The sequence below is a fragment of the Cupriavidus pampae genome (genome assembly GCF_914271485.1).
GTDB lineage: Bacteria > Pseudomonadota > Gammaproteobacteria > Burkholderiales > Burkholderiaceae > Cupriavidus > Cupriavidus pampae.
Window position 1 is genome coordinate 291,856 of the sequence record NZ_CAJZAG010000003.1, and the last position, 16,114, is coordinate 307,969.

Consider the following 16,114-nt stretch of genomic DNA (forward strand, 5'->3'; position numbering starts at 1 on the left):
GTCATGCGTGCCCCATGCGAGGAATACTATGAATGGTGTGCGGTACGGTTCGCCGTGCCGGGCAGGTGGCAAAGACCACCGCCGCCAAGCAGTACGACCGGCGGGGAGCGGGTCGAGCAGCAGGGTCAGTAGATATACGGCAGCCCGGTAATCACCGGCGTGGCGCGCCCGAAGGCGCCACGCGACGCGACTTCCGCGTTGCGCTGACGATCGACAACGGGTGAGTGGATGAAACTGGATCCAGAACTGGCTGACAAGCCGTACTACAGCACGCGAACTGCAGCAAAACTTCTCAACGTATCGCTGGGCACAGTCCAGAAGATGGTCGAACGGGGCGAGCTCGGCGCCTGGAAAACCAACGGCGGACATCGGCGCATTCACAAGGAAACGGTGCACCGGCTGCTGGCCTCGCGCGCCGCGCCCGATCTGCAGGCGCCGCATGACCTCGACCTCGTGGTGTTTCATCCGAATCACCAGGAGGCGCAGCGCATCAGCGCACAGCTGGGCAAGTGGTCGCTTCCGCTGAAGACGCAGGTGCTCGAGGACGTCGTGGATACCGTGATCACGTCGATCGACGCACGGCCGCGCGTGGTGCTCTATTACGTCGAGGAACTCAACGATGCCGAGTCGGCCATCATTGAGAAGCTGCAGAATTTCTTCGCGCGGCAACGCGTGATCTTCGCGGTGATCACCAACCGCCAGGCCTACGATGGCGTGGCCGACGCACTGCAGCACTGGGGCATCATGGTGTTCCTGAAGACGCCATCGCTGGAAGAGGTAAAGGGCTTCCTGCGCGCGCAGCTGATGATGGGCCGCACTGCGGGCTGAGCGCGAGACAGCTCTTAACTTTCTTAAGTAAGAGCCTCCTTCAAACTTTCGGGGACTAACACCTCGTCCCGCATCATCCAGCCATAGAGGTCGCGCGGGTCGCGAGGTGTTGCAACAAAGCCTAAAATCCGACCCGCGTCCTTCGCGAGCGCCACATTGTGGAGCCATCGTAAAGCGGAAAAATCCTCGAGCGCGAAGCCTACGGAATCGAAGATCGTGACGGCTTCGCGCGTCTGCCGGCCCGGCGTTTTCTGCGCCAACACTTCCCACAATTCGACGACCGGGGCATCGGGCGGCAGTTGCTGAATCTCGCCCTCGATGCGCGTCTGCGGCGCGTACTCGACGACGATCCGCGCCCGTCGCAGGATCTCCACGTGCAGCTCGGTCTTGCCTGGGCAGTCGCCACCCACGGCATTCAGATGCATCCCGGGCGTGACCATCTCCGGCGTGAGAATCGTCGCGCGGGTTTTGTCCGCGGTCACGGTCGAGACCACGTCGGCGCCCTGCACCGCCGCCGCAATCGATGGCGCCGGCACGATGCGCAGATCCTGTATGTGGGCGAGATTGCGCGCGAGGCGATCGGTCGCGCGCCGGTCCAGATCGAACGCGCGGATCTCGCGGATGCCGAGCAACGCGTGGAACGCCAGCGCCTGAAACTCGGCCTGCGCACCGTTGCCGATCAGTGCCATGTTCCTGGCATCGTCACGCGCGAGCACCTGCGCCGCCAGCGCCGAGGTGGCCGCAGTACGCAGCGCGGTGGCCAGCGTGAGATCTGCCAGCAGCAGCGGAAAGCCAGTAGCCACTTCGGCGAGAGCGCCATAGGCCATCACAGTGGGCAGGCCGTGTCGCGCATTGCGTGGATGACCGTTGACGTATTTGAACGCATGCAGCTGGCCATCGCTGACCGGCATCAATTCGATCACGCCGACGTCCGAATGACTCGCGGCGCGCGCCGACTTGTCGAACGCGTGCCAGCGCAGAAAGTCCTCGCGCAGATACTCGGCGAGCTGCACCAGCGATTGCCGTACGCCGATGGAGCGCACAAGGGCCGCCACGTCGCGCGCATCGAGGCAACGCGTGCCACGGGTGTGGAGTGAGCCGTGCGGTGTAGAAGTCATGATGCGCGTTTCCTGTTCAGTTGGTCCGATGCCGCGTGCCCTGCAGGTCGCGCTTTATGCGGCCCGCCCTGCCGCTGCATTGCGTGTGGCCAGCCCTGCCGCGCTGTCGCGATCGAGCCGCAGCGTCATGCAATACGCGCCACCGCCCGACAACATGAATGGCGACAGATCGACCTCGCGCAGCCGATAGCCGCGCCGCGCGAATTCCGTGCGCAGATGCGGCGTGGTGCGCGTCATCACCACCTGATCGTCGAGGTTGACCGCGTTGACGCTGAAGTGCCGCAGGTCGTCCTCGGTCGCTTCGATACGCAGACTCGCGGGCACGCGCGCGTGGATCTCGCGCAGCGCCGACGCGCTGAACGCGGGTGGGTAGTACAGGAGCTCGCCCCCCGCCAGCGGGCAGAAGCAGACGTCGAGGTGATAGCTGTGCGCGGTGGCCAGTTCGAGCGCCACGACCTCGCGCCCGAAGTGTCGGGACATCGCGTCCGCTGCCTCGCGCGACGAGCGCGGACCGAACCCCGCCCAGAAATGACCGCGCGAGGCATCCCAGATGCAATCGCCGGCGCCCTCCTGGTAACAGCCCTCGGGCAACGTCGTCACGCTGTCGATCAGTCCGCGCGCCTGCAGCGAGGCGAAGATCGCCGCAAACGGTGTCTCCTCGCCCTGCCGCTGCGGGTAGCGAAAGCGTGCGAGCACCGCCTTGCCATCGAGCACGACCGCGGCGTTGGCAGGGAACACCATATCCGGCAGGCCGGGCGCGCCCGGTGCTACCTCCACCGCGAAGCCCGACGCATCGAGCGCCTCGCGTAGCGCGTCGAAGGCCTGCATGGCGTGGCGATGCATGCCGCGCGGATCGCGGGCCCACGCCTGCGGGTCCATCCACGGATTGATGCTGTAGGAAACGTCGTAATGGGTCGGAGCGACAACGAGAATAGTCGGGCGAGTGATCACGGCAGTTCCTCTCAAAGGGTTGGGACTGCGTGCATTGTCGGGCGCTCGCGCGTTAGCCAGAAGCGCACATATTGGACAAATTGCGCCACTGGGATAACAATTCGCTAGTCGTCACTCGCAAATTGTCAGGCCGCCATGGACGCCACCGATCAGCAGTTGCTCGCGTTGCTACGCGATAACGCCCGCACCCCTGTGACCACGCTCGCGAAGGTGCTGCGCATCTCGCGCGCGACCGTGCAGAACCGCATCGACAAGCTCGAGCGCGACGGTCTGATCGTCGGCTACACCGTGCGGCTCAAGCCCGAAGCGGAGCCGCATCGCATCCGCGCGTGGATGACGGTGGCGGTCGAGGGCAACAAGGCGCGGCAGGTGCTGCAGGCCCTGCGCGGCGAGCCCAACGTGCAGACGCTGCATACCACCAACGGCCGCTGGGACATCATCGCGGAGCTGCGCGCCGATACGCTCGAAGCGTTCGACCGCACGCTCGACCGCATCCGGCTGATCGACGGCATCTCCGCGACGGAGACCAGCATTCTGCTATCGACTTACAAGCTCTGAGGCTGTCATCCACGCGATGCGACCAGCGGACGCTCGCGTTTGGTCTCTTCGTCGAGCACCCGGCCGCTTGGCGCGACGAGATCGCGCAGCGACACGATGCCGACCAGACGCATCGTGCCGAGGTCATCGACCACCGGCAGACGCGCGACGCTGAGTGCGGCCATGGTGCCCGCCGCGGCGCGCCCGGTGTGCGAGGGCAGCAGCGCGGATGCGGTGCCGGCCGGTAGCAGGTCGCGACAAGTCAGTGCGGCATGGTCTTGGCTGGCGGACAGCGCGCGCACGGCCGCATCGATCGCGGCGCGATTGAGCATGCCGAGCACGCGCCCTTCGCCAACCACCGGATACGCGCGGTGCGCCGCATGCGGGCCAAAGTACTGCGCCATCGCCGCTTCCACGCTGAGGTTGCCATCGATCGCCACAACCTCGCGCGTCATCACGTCGGCCACATACGCATGCTCGAGCGGATCGACGCCATACTCGCGCCAGATATGCAGGCCGCGCCGGGCGATCTTCTCGGTCATGATCGAACGCTTCATCGTCAGCACCGAGAAGCCATACGCCACCGCGGTGGTCAGCAATAGCGGCAGCAGCGCCTCGCTGTCATGCGTGAGGCCGAACGCGAACACGATCGCGGTCAGCGGCGCGCCCAGCACGCTGCCGAGCACGCCGGCCATGCAGACCAGCGCCCACAGCGCGGGCGAGCCGCCCGGCAACCATGGCGCCAGCACCATGCCAAGCCCGGCACCAAGCATCAGCAGCGGGGCCAGCACACCGCCCGATGTACCCGAACCCAGCGCGGCAACCCAGATCACCGCCTTGACCGCGAGCAGTGCCACGGCAACCTCGATGGCAATGCGGTTGTTGAGCAGATCGCCAATCACGTCGTAGCCCACGCCGAGCGCGCGCGGTTCGAAGTAACCGCCGATACCGACCACGAGCCCACCGATCGCGGGCCACCACATCCAGTGCAGGCGCAGACGGCCAAAGACGTCCTCCGTGCGATAGAGCGCCAGCGTCAGCCCGGCCCCGAGCACGCCGCACAGCAGCCCAGCCACCGCGCACGAGACCAGCGCCGTCACCGAGACCGGCGCGGTATGCAACGGAAACAGCGGCCCGGTATCGAACACGAAGCCGCGCAGAAATCCCGCCACCGCGCAGGCGAGCGCCACCGGCAGCAAGCTCCGCGGCCGCAGTTCGAACAGCAGCAGTTCGATCGCCAGCAGCACCGCCGCGACCGGCGTGCCGAAGATCGCGGTCATGCCCGCGCACGCGCCCGCGACCAAGAGCGTCTTGCGCTCGGCCGCGCTCAGATGCAGCAGTTGCGCAAGCAGCGACGCGATCGAGCCGCCCGTCATGATGATCGGTCCCTCGGCCCCGAATGGCCCGCCGCTACCGATCACGATGCCCGAGGACAACGGCTTGAGCACCGCGACCTTCGGCGACATGCGGCTGCGGCCGAACAGCACGGCCTCCATCGCCTCGGGAATGCCGTGGCCGCGGATCTTGTCGCTGCCGTAGCGCGCCATCAGGCCGACGATCAGCCCGCCGATCACGGGCAAAGCGATCACCCACAAACCCAGCGTGTTATGCGCGGGCGAGCTCTCGGCGAACGACAGCGTTTGATAGAAGAACAGGTTGGTAAAGAAGCGGATCAGATTGACCAGCACCCATGCGGCCACTGTGCTGACGCCGCCCAATACGAGCGCGATGGCGGCCAGCATCGGCAGCCGCCGATCGACGGCGTAGTCGCGCTTTTCGAAATGCCGCATTTCGACATCATTAGCTTTGTCACTCATGCTGCACTTTCCTATCCGAACCCAAGGCCACGCAATATATCACGGCATGATATATTGGCGCTTTTTGTCCGCTTTGGTACGTTACATACCTACCGTCCGGCCCCGACAACTACTCCAACGCCGCCATGCCGCCTGACTCCGCCAAGCCGTCTGACGCCGATCTGGCTGCCGCCAGCGCGCCCTCCGCCCGCCAGGCCGTGGCCTGGCTGCGCACCTTCGTGCCGACGCCGATCACCGGCGGCCGCTACGAGCGCTACAAGAGCTGCCTGGGGGCGTTGCTCGGCCTGTTTGTTACCGAGTGGATCAGTCGTCACCTGATGGGTGGGTTCAACCCGTGGTTTATCGCGCCGATGGGCGCGTCGGCGGTGCTGCTGTTCGCGGTGCCCTCGAGCCCGCTCGCGCAGCCGTGGTCGATCATCGGCGGCAACCTCGTGGCGGCTACCGTGGGTGTGACGTGCGCCATGCTGATTCCGTCGCAGGGCCTCGCGGCCGGCGTGGCGGTGGCGGTGGCGATCGGCCTGATGTTCCCGCTGCGCTGCATCCACCCGCCCAGCGGTGCGGTGGCACTGACCGCCGTGCTGGGCGGACCGGCCGTGAAGGCGCTCGGCTTTGGCTTTATCGTGATGCCGGTGGCGGTCAACTCGATGGTGCTGGTGCTGATGGCGCTGGCCTTCAACAACGCCTTGCGGCGCCGCTACCCGCACCGGCCGGCCGAGACCGTACCGAGCCATCTCACACGCGACGTGCCCCCCAGCCAACGCGTGGGCTTTACCCGCGCGGATCTCGACGCCGTGCTCGCGGCGCGCGGGGAATTCCTGGACATCGAAGAAGACGACCTCGAGGCCATCCTCGTGGCGGCCGAGCTGCGCGCGTTCCGGCGCCGCTTTGGCGATGTGCGCTGCGTGGACATCATGTCGCACGATGTGGTCACCGCCGCGCCTGACATGCCCGCCGCCGATGCGGCCGCATTGCTGGTCCGCCATCACGTCAAGGCGCTGCCTGTGGTGGACGATCAGAGGCGTCTGCTTGGCATCATCACGCAGACCGACTTTTTCGACGCCCAGCGCACCGGCTCGCGCCGCACGGCCGGCAACGTGCGCGATCTCATGACGCGCGCGGTCACCGTGGCGCAGATCGACCAGCCGATGGTCGATCTGGCGCGCGCTTTCTCCGACGGCGGCCTGCATCATGTGCCCGTGCTCGACCACGACCGGCGCGTGGTCGGCATGGTCACGCAATCCGACCTCGTGGCCGCGCTGGTGCGCAGCCGCACGGGGACACCGGCAGAGCCGGACGCACGTGTGTCCGCTGCCGGCGAGTTCGGTGGTCTATAACTCTCATCAGGCAGTCTTCATCGCGTGACGCAATATCACGCGGTGCGTAAAACGATTTCCGCTATGCTTACGGCGTTTCCGTCACACGGCCGCCGAGGAGATCTGCCCGATGAGTTCCGGACAATTGATTGAGAAGCTCGCCGCCGTCTTTGCGCTGATCCTGCTGATCGGCGGCTCGCTGGTAGTGCTTGCACCGTTTGCCACCGCGCTGCTGTGGGGCGCGATTCTGGCCTTCAGCTCCTGGTATCCGTACTCCGTACTGTCGCGCTGGCTCGGCAATCGCCGGGGCATTGCCGCGCTGCTGTGCGTGTTGCTGGCCTCGGTGATCGTGCTCGGCCCGTTCGTCTACGCGGGCGCAAGCTTCTCCGCACACCTCGACGACCTGACCGCGCTGGTCGACCGCTACAAGGAGCGCGGTTTCCCGCAGCTACCCGAGTGGCTGGCCAGCCTGCCCTATGTCGGCAGCTATCTGCAGAACACGTGGAACCAGGTCGTCAATGCCGATTCGGAGATGCTCGCGAACCTGCGCAAGCTCGTGGCGCCGGTCGGCCACGTGTTGCTTGGCGCGGGCCTGTCGATCGGCGCGGGGCTCGGCCAGCTGGCGCTCTCGATCGTGCTGGCGTTCTTCTTCTATACCGGCGGCGAGCTGGCGGTGGATTGGCTGCGCGGCGGCATGCGCCGCATCGCGGGCGATCGCGCCGACCATCTGCTCGCACTGGCCGGCAGCACGGTCAAAGGCGTGGTCTACGGCGTGCTCGGTACCGCGTTCGTGCAGGCGGTGTTGACCGGCGTCGGCCTGTGGATTGCCGGCGTGCCGGGGGCCGCGATTCTCGGCTTCATTACGTTCTTCCTGTCGGTGATTCCGGTCGGCCCGCCGCTGATCTGGATTCCGGCCGCGCTGTGGCTTTATCACTCGGGTGCCACGGGCTGGGCGATCTTCATGGTCGTGTGGGGCATCGCCGTGGTCGGCATGGCCGACAACATCATCAAGCCGCTGCTGATCAGCAAGGGCACGGGCCTGCCGCTCATCTGGATCATGATGGGCGTGCTGGGTGGCGCGCTCGCGTTCGGTTTCCTCGGTGTGTTCATCGGCCCCACCGTGCTCGCGGTGGCCTACGCGCTGTTGCGCGACTGGACGATTGGCACGCAGATGGCGGCTCCCGTCACGGCGGTCACAGCTGCACCGCCGACGCGGCTGACTCCGGACGCATGACCCCCAACGCCGACCATAGCGCCAACCGCGGCGCCAACCCTAGCGCGGACCATAGCGCGGACCATAGCGCGGACAATAGCGCCAACGCACCGGTGCCCCGGCGGGCACCGGACGATCTCAGCAGCCTGATCGCCTGTGAGTACTGTGACGCCGTGTACGCGCGCACCACGCTCGCGCCGGGCGAACGCGCGCAATGCCTGCGCTGCGGCGGCGCGCTCTATCGCGAGAGCCGGCGCGGCTACCGACGCCTGCTGCCGCTGGTGATCACCGCGCTGATCCTGTTCGTGGTCTCCAATTCGTATCCGATCGTCGAGATGGATCTGCAGGGTGTGCGCACGCAGACCACGCTGCTGGGTGCCGTGGAAGCGCTGCATGCCGATGGCATGGACCTTGTGGCCGCGCTGGTGCTGGCCACCACGATCGTGTTTCCGCTCACCGAGATGCTCATGATGTGCTATCTGCTGGTGCCGATGGCCCAGCACCGCATGCCGCCCGGTTTCGATCGCATCGTGCGCGGCATCCGGCAAACCCGGCCATGGGGCATGATCGAAGTGTTCATGATCGGCGTGCTGGTGACCGTGGTGAAGCTGTCGACGATGGCGCAGGTACTGCCCGGCATTGCACTGTGGTCCTTTGGCGCGCTGGTGGTGGTGCTGGCGGCGATGCTGTCGTTCGACCCGCGCGCGTTGTGGGACTACCTCGAGCAGCCCACGCCCGACGACGAGCCTGCACAGGAAGTGGTGCGATGAAGCAGCCCCTCGCGCGCTCTCGCCGCCTGGCCACCGAAGTCGTGGCGGAATTGATCGACGACGACGAACGCACGCCGCTCGCGCAAGTGCCCACGGCCACCTCGCTTGGCCTCGTGTCATGCCACGCGTGCGACCAACTGAGCCCGCGCGCGCTCGAAGGCGAGCCGTGCCCGCGCTGCGGCGCCGCGCTCCATCATCGCAAGCCGGCCAGCGTGTCGCGCACCTGGGCGTTCCTGCTGTCCGCGATGATTCTCTACATCCCCGCCAACCTGCTGCCGGTGATGGTCACGCAGTCGCTGCTCGGCACGCAGCAGGACACCATCTTCTCGGGCGTGATGTACCTGTGGCTGTCCGGCTCGCATCTGCTGGCCGGCGTGGTGCTGATCGCCAGCATCGTGGTGCCGTTGCTCAAGATGATGATCCTGACGCTGCTGCTGGTCTCGGTGCGGTTTCGCTCCACCTGGCGGATTCGCCAGCAGACACGGCTGTATGGACTCGTCGAATTGATCGGCCGCTGGTCGATGCTCGATATTTTCGTGGTGGCATTGCTTGCCTCGCTCGTGCGCGCGGGCGCGCTGGCCACCATCGTGCCAGGCGCCGGCGCACTCGCGTTTGGCGCCGTAGTCGTACTGACCATGCTCGCATCGCTGAGCTTCGACCCGCGCTTGCTGTGGGATTCGCTGGAACCGACGGAACACGCCGATGCCCGACAACACTGAACTACCTCCGCCGCCGCCCGCCCCGCCCACACCACCGTCAGCCTCGCCCGCAGTGGGACCTTCAGGCCTGCCATATCCGGCGCGGCGCCGGCGTGCGCGCTGGCTGCCGTCGCTGGTGTGGCTGATTCCGATCGTCGCCGCGATCGTCGGCATTTCGCTGCTGGTCAACACCATCCTGTCGCGCGGGCCCGAGATCGATGTCACGTTCCGCACGGCCGAAGGCCTGACGCCGGGCAAGACGCCGGTGCGCTACAAGGACGTGGAGATCGGATTGGTCAAGTCCGTGCGGCTGGCCGAAGACCGTTCGCACGTGATCGCGCGCATCGACCTGACCAAGGATGCCAGCAGCTTTGCGGTGGCCGATACGCGCTTCTGGGTAGTGCGGCCGCGGCTGGCGGTCAGTGGCGTGTCGGGCCTGGAGACGTTGCTTTCCGGCGCCTATATCGGCGTGGATATCGGCAAGTCCGCCGAACGCAAGGTCGCGTTCACGGGCCTTGAGGTGCCGCCCGTGGTGACCACCGACGCGTCGGGCAAACAGTTCGTGCTGCGCGCGCAGGACCTCGGTTCGCTCGATATCGGCTCGCCGGTCTACTATCGCCGCGTGCGTGTGGGTCAGGTGGTGGCGTTTCAGCTCGAGCCCAATGGTCGCGATATCACGCTACGGGTGTTCGTCGACAAGCCCTACGACAAACTGGTCACGGCCAATACGCGCTTCTGGCATGCGAGCGGCGTCGATCTCAAGCTCGATGCCACGGGCCTGAAGCTGCAGACGCAGTCGCTGGTAACGGTACTGCTTGGTGGCGTCGCCTTTCAGGCGCCCGAGCATTCGGGCGGTGCGCCGGCGGCGGCGGAGAACACGCAGTTCCTGCTCGCCGGCGATCAGGGCGAGGCGATGAAGGAGCCCGAGGAGCTTGCGCCAACGCTGGCGGTACTGAACTTCGATCAGTCCGTGCGCGGATTGTCGCCGGGTGCACCGGTGGACTTCCGGGGCGTGGTGGTGGGGCAGGTGCGGTCGATCGGCATCGAATACGTGCGCGACAAGAAGGCCTTCCGCATGCCGGTGGTGGTCGAGTTGTATCCATCGCGCATGGGCTTTCGCGAACGTGACGTCGCTGAGGAAGCGCAGAAGCGCACGATCGTGGAGACGCTGATTCGTCGCGGCTTGCGCGCGCAATTGCGCACCGGCAATCTTCTGACCGGGCAGCTCTATGTGGCGCTCGACTTCTTCCCGAAGGCCGGGCCGGCCGCGGTCAATCTCGATGCGTCGATGCCTGAGCTGCCGACCACGCCGGGGACGTTCGACGAGTTGCAGGCCAAGCTTGGCGACATCGTCAACAAGATCGACAAGGTGCCGTTCGAGCAGATCGGACAGGACGTGCGCACGACGCTGGCGTCGCTGAATCGCATGCTCGACAACGCCGACAAGCTGGTGGCGCAATTGCAGGGCGATGTGGCACCGCAGGTGTTGTCCGCGATTCAGGATGCGCGCAAAACGCTCAACACGGCCAATGGCACGCTCGCGTCGGATGCACCGTTGCAGCAGGACACGCGACGCATGCTGCAGGAACTCACGCGCACGGCGGCATCGCTGCGTGCATTGACCGATTACCTCGAGCGCCATCCCGAGGCGCTGCTACGCGGCAAGGCGGAGAAGCAATGATGACTACACGTTCGCTCATGGCGGTGTTTGCGCTGCTGCTTGCGGCCTGTGCCTCGCCCGATCCGCGCTACTACTCGCTGGCGGCGGCGTCCGGTGCCGCCTCCGGGCCCGCCGCGCAGCCGGCGCGCGCGGAGCCATTATGGATCGAGGTCGCGCCGGTGCGGGTGCCCGAGCGGCTCAATCGCGCGCAGCTGGTGGTGGGCGATGGCGCGGATGGGCAATTGAAGTTGCTCGACCTCTCGCGCTGGTCGTCGCCGCTGCCCGACGAGATGCGCGATGCGCTGTCGCAGCAGTTGCAGGCGCGTGTGGGCGCCGTGGATATCTATCAGCAGGGGCTGGCGGATGTGACCCCGGTGTATCGCATCACGACCGAGGTCGTGCGGCTCGATGGCGAGGTCGGACAGCGGGCCAGCGCGACGATTGCGTGGACCGTGCGGCGGTTGCCCGATGGCAAGGTGACCGGTGGCCGGACGGTGGTGGATGTGCCGGCACCCGGGCAGGTGGACGGGTTGGTTTCGGCTTACCGACAGATTGTTGGCACCACGGCGGATGATATAGCGGCTGCGATGGGCGGGCTCAGGCCTTGAGACGTGAGTGCCCTCACCCCCGGCCCCTCTCCCCGCCGGGGAGAGGGGAGCGAACCGTTGGTATGCGAGGCGAGCGTCAGCGCGCTGACGCCTTCGCGGCCGCCATCGCCGTCAGACAGTCCTCTGCTGTGCCTTGCACCAGCCTGACGCTGCAGGCGAGCATCAGGTTTTTCGGCAGGCCGAAGTCCTCGACCACATAGCCGCGCGCGTCGATCGCGTCGCCGTCGGCGTCGATCGATGCGGTCACGCGCTCCCGTAGCGTGGACGACTCGCTGGCGTATCCCCACACCGGCTTGCCCAGCGCGATCGCGTAGCCCACCTCGAACGCCGTGCCCGAATCCGGCTCGCCAGGGCCGCGGAAGTCGTCGAGGTTGGCCATCACCACGTCCGCGCGGTGCAGCAGCGCGATATTGGCCTCGTAGATCCACCGCGCGGTGTCGGGACCAGACAGCCCCTCCGGCGCGGCCTGATCGAGCGGATACAGGCCGGTGAACCCGTAATCGGCGCACAGCGCCTGGAGCCGCTTGCCGTATTCGATGGCGTCCTTGCGAAACACGTCAAAACCGGCAAGGTAGATGGAAGTCATGGGGTACAGCGTCGAGGGAAGATGACGCAGCATAGCGCAACGCCCCGCCCCGCCTCACCTCACCTCACAGCACCTCACCTCCACGCCCGATACCAAAGTCGGATTGACCAGCGTTATATACCGCCTTATATTGCGCATGTGCCGCGCTGCCGCGCCGACGTCATTTTTCCCGACCCTACGCCTCTGACTATGCCTTCCACGCCTCGCCTCCTGCGCCGGACGATCGGCGCCGCCGCGCTCGTCGCGCTTAGCCTGACTTCCTCGTCTGTCTTTGCCGCCGACCTGATCGTCTCGGCCGCCGCGAGCCTGACCAATGCGTTCAAGACGCTCGCCGAGCAATACGAGAAGAGCCACCCCGACACCAAGGTCGTGCTCAACTTCGGCGCTTCCGACGTGCTGATGCAGCAGATCGTCAAAGGCGCGCCCGCCGACGTGTTCGCGTCCGCCGATCAGGACGCCATGAACAAGGCCGAGAGCGAAAAGGTCGTGCAGCCCGCCTCGCGCAAGGATTTTGCCGCCAACCAGATCGTGCTGATCGTGCCGCACGACAGCAAGCTCGGCATCGCCTCGCTCAAGGACCTGACCCACGCCGACGTCAAGCGCATCGCCTACGGCAACCCGTCGTCGGTGCCCGTGGGCCGCTATACCAAGAGCGCGCTCGAGGCCGACAACCTGTGGGACGCGGTGTCCGCCAAGGGCGTGCCCGCACAGAACGTGCGCCAGAGCCTGGACTACGTGGCGCGCGGCGAAGTCGATGCGGGCTTCGTGTTCGCCACCGACGCTACCGTGATGCCCGACAAGGTCAAGGTGGCCGTGCGCGTGCCCAATCGCACGCCGGTGACTTACCCGATCGCGATCACCGCGCAGACGAAGCAGGCGGCAGCGGCAACCTCATTCGTGAACTACGTCCTGTCGCCCGACGGCCAGGCCGTGCTCGCGCGCTACGGCTTCCTGAAGCCCTGAGCGACCGCGTAACGACCGCATAACGATTGATTGCGAGCGCAATATGGATGCCGTCTGGGTACCGCTACTGCTGTCGCTGAAAGTGGCGGGCTGGGCCACGCTGCTCAACAGCGTGCTCGGTGTGGCCGTGGCCTACGCGCTCGCGCGCTGGCGTTCGTCCGCACGTGACGTGGTGGATGCGATCCTCACGCTGCCGCTCGTGCTGCCGCCCACGGTGCTCGGCTACTACCTGCTCGTGCTCGTGGGCCGGCGCGGTGTGTTCGGCGCCTGGTTATCGTCGATGGGCATCGAGCTCGTCTTTACGTGGCAAGGCGCGGTGCTCGCTTCGACGGTGGTAGCGTTTCCGCTCGTGCTCAAGTCCGCGCGCGCGGCGTTCGAGGGCGTCGATCATCAGCTCGAGAACGCGGCGCGCGTGCTGGGCGTCACGGAAGTCGGCATCTTCTTTCGCGTGACGCTGCCGCTGGCCGCGCGCGGCATTATCGCGGGCGTGCTGCTGGCGTTTGCGCGCGCGCTCGGCGAATTCGGCGCCACGCTGATGATCGCCGGCAACCTGCCCGGCCGCACGCAGACGCTGTCCGTTGCCATCTACGAGGCCGTACAGGCCGGCGACGACAACACCGCGAACCTGCTCGTGCTGGTGACTTCCGTCACCTGCGTAGTGCTACTGGTGGCGGCCGGCCGTCTGGTGCCGCCAGTCGCGCGCGGCACCGCTGACGTTTATGAACCCCGCCGCTTTCGCAACCGCGCACGCAAGGCCGTGACACCTGCGGCCACCAAGTGAGACGCCCATGAGCATGCACGTCGCACTGCGCAAACAGATGACCTCGCGCGAACGGCAGTTCGCGCTCGATATCGAGTTTGAATCGACGAGCCGGCGCATCGCGCTGTTCGGCCCTTCCGGCGCGGGCAAGAGCCTGACCTTGCGCGCGATCGCGGGCCTGCTCGCACCCGACAGCGGACGCATCGTGCTCAATGGCCGCGCGCTGTTCGATAGCGAAGCCGGCATCGACATACGCCCGCAGGAGCGGCGCGTCGCTTACCTGTTCCAGGACTACGCACTGTTTCCGCATCTGACCGTCGCGCAGAACATCGCGTTCGGCATCAGCAAAGGTTGGCGTAACCCCGGCCGGCGCGCGCCTCATCCCGATGCCGAGCGCTGGATCGATGCGTTCGGCCTGCGCGAGATCGTGGGCCAGTATCCATCGGAGATCTCGGGCGGACAGAAGCAGCGTGTGGCGCTGGCACGCGCGCTGGTCGCAAAGCCGGACATCGTGCTGCTCGACGAACCATTCTCGGCGCTCGACCCCGACCTGCGCACGCGCATGCGCAACGAGCTGCGCACGCTGCAAAGCAGCCTCGACGTGCCGATGGTGGTGATCTCACATGATCCCGAGGACGTCGAGATCCTGGCCGACCATGTGCTCGAAGTGCGCGAAGGCCGCATCTTTGGCGGTGGCTACGGCCACCAGCATCCGCCGGTGTATGCGCCGGCAGATCTCCAGCTGACCTCGTAGCACACGGCCCGCGCGCCGCGCGCGCAACGAGTCGCGTGCAGCTTCCGGCGCGTAGCTTCAGGGGAAAGTGTCCTCGGGCAAACCCGTTCCCAAGCCGCTCCTGAAATTAGGCCTTGGCCGATGTCTCCGCCTTCGGGCGGTCGATAGCGTTCGCATATTCCAATCCATTTCACGGATTCGTGCGAGCGTCATGCGAACGACAACCTGCCCCCCTACACCCTCCCCGGCGCGCACCGCCGCCCTGTTGATTCACGGCCTTGGCGGCACCCGACATGACTTCGGCGTGGTCTACAGGCAGATCGGGCAAACCGGCATCGATACGCATGCCATTACGCTGCCGGGCCACGGTACGACGCCCGACGATCTCTCCGACACGCGTGCGGAGGAATGGCTGGACGCGGTCACCACCGTCTACCGCAAGCTTCTCGCGCAATACGACACCGTTCACGTTGCCGGCATGTGCATGGGCGCACTGCTCGCCATCCTGCTATGCGCACGCGAGCAGCACAGCGTCGGACGGCTCGTCGCATTGTCGCCGCCGCTTCGTCTCGACGGCTGGAGCCTGCCTTGGTACCAACGGCTGCGCCATCTGCTATACGTGGTGCCAACGTTGGCAGCACGCATCAAGGTGGAAGAAAAAGCGCCCTACGGGATCAAGAACACACAGGTTCGGCGGATCGTCGAAAGCAGGTTTGCACGCGGCGACAACTCGCATTACTCGTGGGTACCGCTCGCATGCGTGCGCGAAGTCGATCGCCTGCGCCGGTGGACCCGGCGTGAAGCCGCACGAATCGCGTGCCCGACGCTGATTGTTCACGCTCGTGAAGACGAACTGACGAGCCTGGAATCGGCAAACCAGTTACAACGCCGCATTCCACATGCGGAGGTGTCAGTCCTCGAGAACAGCTACCACATGATCGGCATGGACAACGATCGCAAACAGGTCGCCAGCCAGGTCAACGATTTCCTGCTCGATCATCCATCGTCAGGCTGCCGAAGCATGCCGATGGCTCAACGCGTCAGCAGGTCCACGTAAGCGCCATCGATCAGGCGCGCGCGCTCCACGCCAAGCGCGTCCATCAACGCATGGGCTTCCGCCACGCCGGCCTCGGCGGGCTCGTCATCCGCCAGCACCACTTCGAGTTCGAGAAAATCGCCGAGCCCCTCGACGCGATCGAGGTGCACGCGCGTGCGGCCCACCAGAAACAGCGTACGCACTTTCCTCACACGGCCGCCCTCGCCATGCGCGGCACTCAGTGCGGCACGCAGCGTGTCGGGCGACGCGGTCGGCGACAGAATGTAGAAGCTCTCCTTAGGCCCGGTCTGGTCCGGCCGCGCATAGAAGATCAACTCGCCGCGCGACGCGTCGAACGCGCGTAGCTTCAGCCGGCCCTGCGCACACGGAAAAAACGTATCGTCCTGCTCGATGCGCTCGGGGGCATGCTGCGCCAGCGCGGCCGCGCGCGGTGCCACCACCTCGACGCTGTCGATGCGGGCCTTGATTTCGATGTTGCGTGCCATGCGTGAATCTCCAGCGG

General features: G+C 66.3%; 17 protein-coding genes. 12 read left to right on the forward strand and 5 right to left on the reverse strand.

Annotated elements, in window-relative coordinates; genetic code table 11:
• Positions 1-228: 228 nt before the first annotated feature.
• A complete protein-coding gene (locus tag LDO41_RS09010; RefSeq protein ID WP_223985108.1) occupies positions 229-828 on the forward strand; it encodes a helix-turn-helix domain-containing protein in 600 nt (199 codons plus the stop codon).
• A gap of 23 nt (positions 829-851) precedes the next feature.
• On the opposite strand, the gene LDO41_RS09015 is transcribed toward LDO41_RS09010, so the two are convergent.
• Together LDO41_RS09015 and LDO41_RS09020 are read right to left on the reverse strand one after the other, a co-directional pair.
• Positions 852-1,946, reverse strand: coding sequence for an ornithine cyclodeaminase (locus LDO41_RS09015; RefSeq protein WP_223985111.1), 1,095 nt, complete (start codon positions 1,944-1,946; stop codon positions 852-854).
• Positions 1,947-2,000: 54 nt separating this feature from the next.
• Positions 2,001-2,897 (reverse strand): dimethylarginine dimethylaminohydrolase family protein, encoded by an 897-nt coding sequence (locus tag LDO41_RS09020; protein ID WP_223985114.1) that lies wholly within the window; start codon positions 2,895-2,897, stop codon positions 2,001-2,003.
• A gap of 135 nt (positions 2,898-3,032) precedes the next feature.
• Between LDO41_RS09020 and LDO41_RS09025 the strand changes: the two genes are divergently transcribed.
• Positions 3,033-3,455: an Lrp/AsnC family transcriptional regulator gene (locus tag LDO41_RS09025; protein ID WP_223985116.1), complete on the forward strand. Its 423-nt coding sequence runs from the start codon at positions 3,033-3,035 to the stop codon at positions 3,453-3,455.
• 5 nt (positions 3,456-3,460) lie between these two features.
• On the opposite strand, the gene LDO41_RS09030 is transcribed toward LDO41_RS09025, so the two are convergent.
• A complete protein-coding gene (locus LDO41_RS09030) occupies positions 3,461-5,251 on the reverse strand; it encodes a chloride channel protein (RefSeq protein WP_223985126.1) in 1,791 nt (596 codons plus the stop codon).
• Between the two features lie 125 nt (positions 5,252-5,376).
• On the opposite strand from LDO41_RS09030, the gene LDO41_RS09035 reads away from it, so the two are divergent.
• The 6 genes from LDO41_RS09035 to LDO41_RS09060 all read left to right on the forward strand — a co-directional run bounded on the left by LDO41_RS09035 (position 5,377) and on the right by LDO41_RS09060 (position 11,513).
• Entirely contained in the window at positions 5,377-6,585 is a 1,209-nt protein-coding gene (locus tag LDO41_RS09035; RefSeq protein WP_223985129.1) for an HPP family protein, read from the forward strand.
• Between the two features lie 109 nt (positions 6,586-6,694).
• Positions 6,695-7,798: an AI-2E family transporter gene (locus tag LDO41_RS09040; RefSeq protein WP_223985132.1), complete on the forward strand. Its 1,104-nt coding sequence runs from the start codon at positions 6,695-6,697 to the stop codon at positions 7,796-7,798.
• Complete coding sequence (locus tag LDO41_RS09045; protein ID WP_223985147.1) at positions 7,795-8,547, forward strand: paraquat-inducible protein A; 753 nt, start codon at positions 7,795-7,797, stop codon at positions 8,545-8,547. The genes LDO41_RS09040 and LDO41_RS09045 overlap by 4 nt, the downstream gene beginning before the upstream one ends.
• Positions 8,544-9,266, forward strand: coding sequence for a paraquat-inducible protein A (locus tag LDO41_RS09050; RefSeq protein WP_223985150.1), 723 nt, complete (start codon positions 8,544-8,546; stop codon positions 9,264-9,266). The genes LDO41_RS09045 and LDO41_RS09050 overlap by 4 nt, the downstream gene beginning before the upstream one ends.
• Positions 9,250-10,926: a PqiB family protein gene (locus LDO41_RS09055; RefSeq protein ID WP_223985162.1), complete on the forward strand. Its 1,677-nt coding sequence runs from the start codon at positions 9,250-9,252 to the stop codon at positions 10,924-10,926. The genes LDO41_RS09050 and LDO41_RS09055 overlap by 17 nt, the downstream gene beginning before the upstream one ends.
• Positions 10,926-11,513, forward strand: coding sequence for a PqiC family protein (locus LDO41_RS09060; RefSeq protein ID WP_377742215.1), 588 nt, complete (start codon positions 10,926-10,928; stop codon positions 11,511-11,513). The genes LDO41_RS09055 and LDO41_RS09060 overlap by 1 nt, the downstream gene beginning before the upstream one ends.
• 76 nt (positions 11,514-11,589) lie before the next feature.
• On the opposite strand, the gene LDO41_RS09065 is transcribed toward LDO41_RS09060, so the two are convergent.
• Entirely contained in the window at positions 11,590-12,099 is a 510-nt protein-coding gene (locus tag LDO41_RS09065; RefSeq protein ID WP_223985167.1) for a nucleoside 2-deoxyribosyltransferase, read from the reverse strand.
• A 189-nt stretch (positions 12,100-12,288) separates the two neighbouring features.
• Here LDO41_RS09065 and modA point away from each other — a divergent pair, with 189 nt between their 5' ends.
• The 4 genes from modA to LDO41_RS09085 all read left to right on the forward strand — a co-directional run bounded on the left by modA (position 12,289) and on the right by LDO41_RS09085 (position 15,612).
• Positions 12,289-13,062 carry a molybdate ABC transporter substrate-binding protein gene (gene modA / locus LDO41_RS09070; RefSeq protein ID WP_223985170.1) on the forward strand — a complete coding sequence of 258 codons (774 nt, stop codon included), beginning with the start codon at positions 12,289-12,291 and terminating at the stop codon, positions 13,060-13,062.
• Positions 13,063-13,105: 43 nt separating this feature from the next.
• Entirely contained in the window at positions 13,106-13,843 is a 738-nt protein-coding gene (modB, locus tag LDO41_RS09075) for a molybdate ABC transporter permease subunit (RefSeq protein WP_223985192.1), read from the forward strand.
• 7 nt (positions 13,844-13,850) lie between these two features.
• The gene (locus LDO41_RS09080) at positions 13,851-14,576 is read left to right on the forward strand and encodes a sulfate/molybdate ABC transporter ATP-binding protein (protein WP_223985195.1); all 726 of its coding nucleotides are present in this window, start codon (positions 13,851-13,853) and stop codon (positions 14,574-14,576) included.
• Between the two features lie 190 nt (positions 14,577-14,766).
• Positions 14,767-15,612 carry an alpha/beta hydrolase gene (locus LDO41_RS09085; protein WP_223985198.1) on the forward strand — a complete coding sequence of 282 codons (846 nt, stop codon included), beginning with the start codon at positions 14,767-14,769 and terminating at the stop codon, positions 15,610-15,612.
• On the opposite strand, the gene LDO41_RS09090 is transcribed toward LDO41_RS09085, so the two are convergent.
• On the reverse strand, positions 15,588-16,097 hold the full coding sequence (locus LDO41_RS09090) for a class IV adenylate cyclase (protein ID WP_223985212.1): 510 nt from the start codon (positions 16,095-16,097) through the stop codon (positions 15,588-15,590). The genes LDO41_RS09085 and LDO41_RS09090 overlap by 25 nt on opposite strands.
• Positions 16,098-16,114 lie beyond the last annotated feature (17 nt).